The sequence below is a fragment of the Pseudomonas sp. HMWF021 genome, assembly GCF_003061005.1.
Lineage (GTDB): Bacteria > Pseudomonadota > Gammaproteobacteria > Pseudomonadales > Pseudomonadaceae > Aquipseudomonas.
The window spans coordinates 1-1,256 of the sequence record NZ_QAIK01000023.1; the positions used below are offsets into that span (position 1 = coordinate 1).

Below are 1,256 nucleotides of genomic sequence, written 5' to 3' on the forward strand. Positions count from 1 at the left end.
AAAAGATCGCAGCCTGCGGTGTAGTGGTTCAGTTTTTTTAAACCACTCCGTAGGAGTATTAGGCCGCCTGCTGCTCAAATAGCGCAGGCGGCAATTGGTTCGAGGCAGAGTGGCAACGACGATGGTTGTAGTGATGAACAAAATCCATCACATCCTTCTCCGCTTCGAAATGGTTTTGGTAGCCGTTTTCCGGCATCCAATCGTGTTTCAACGTCCTGAAATAGCGCTCAACCACTGCGTTATCCCAGCAGTTCCCTCGACGACTCATGCTCTGAACGATCCGGTTTTCTGCCAAGCAGCCAACAAATCGATCAGCGGTGTACTGGCAGCCTTGGTCTGAGTGAAATAGCAACGCAGGCATCGGACGGCGTAGTGACACTGCTAACCTTAGCGCCCTTGCAGACAGTTCAGCATCGGCAGTTCGGGAACAGGCCCACCCCACAATTCTGCGTGAAAACAGATCCATCACCACCGCCAGATAAAGCCAGCTATTTCCGACTCGGATGTAGGTAATGTCACCGGCCCAAAGTGTGTCTGGCTGGGTCGGATTAAACCGCCGATCAAGTATGTTCGGTGCAACAATCGCTGGTTTCGTAGCGCGCCGATAGTGGGCATAACACGGTCTGCGTCGGTGTAGGCCAAAGGTGTTGATCAGCGTGCGCATTCGACAGCGCCCAATAAAGATCCCCTCTTTTCTTAGCTCTCTGGAAAACCCACGAGTACCTAACGCCTCACGATGTTCTTTATGCATCGCACGAAGTTTACGCCTCAGCAAGCGCAGTTCAGGCTTAAGGCGCTTGGGTTTACGCTTGGTGTAATAGCTGCTTCGGGCAACGCCAAGCACTGAGCACATGCGCCGAATCGACATTGCACCTCGAACGCCATCAATCACTTGGTTCGACCGAACAGAACCTTTAGATGAGAGGGCAATTGCTTTTTTAGTACTTGGTTCTCGGCTTCAAGCAGTGCCAGCTTTGCCTGGAGCGATTCGATCAGTTCCTGGTCCTGCAATCGCGGTGGCTGCGACATGCCTTCCTGCTCTCGACGCCAGCGCGAAACCCAGCGACGCAGGGCTGTAGGGCCCACACCAGTAGCTTCACAGGCTTTAGGGATGGAGTAATTCATCTCCACGACCAAGCGAATGGCTTCTGCTTTTTCCTCTGACGTGACAACCCGATATCCCATGATGCTTCCTTAAATCGACGCTCCTACATCATGGTCTAAAAAAATTCGACCACAACACGGCAGCTCCTACA

At 52.5% G+C, this 1,256-nt stretch carries 2 protein-coding genes; both read right to left on the reverse strand.

Features of this window, described 5'->3' with window-relative positions; translation table 11 throughout:
* Positions 1–58: 58 nt before the first annotated feature.
* On the reverse strand, positions 59–868 hold the full coding sequence (locus DBR18_RS01860) for an IS3 family transposase (RefSeq protein WP_256588498.1): 810 nt from the start codon (positions 866–868) through the stop codon (positions 59–61).
* A 20-nt stretch (positions 869–888) separates the two neighbouring features.
* The gene (locus tag DBR18_RS01865; protein ID WP_007969000.1) at positions 889–1,185 is read right to left on the reverse strand and encodes a transposase; all 297 of its coding nucleotides are present in this window, start codon (positions 1,183–1,185) and stop codon (positions 889–891) included.
* Positions 1,186–1,256 lie beyond the last annotated feature (71 nt).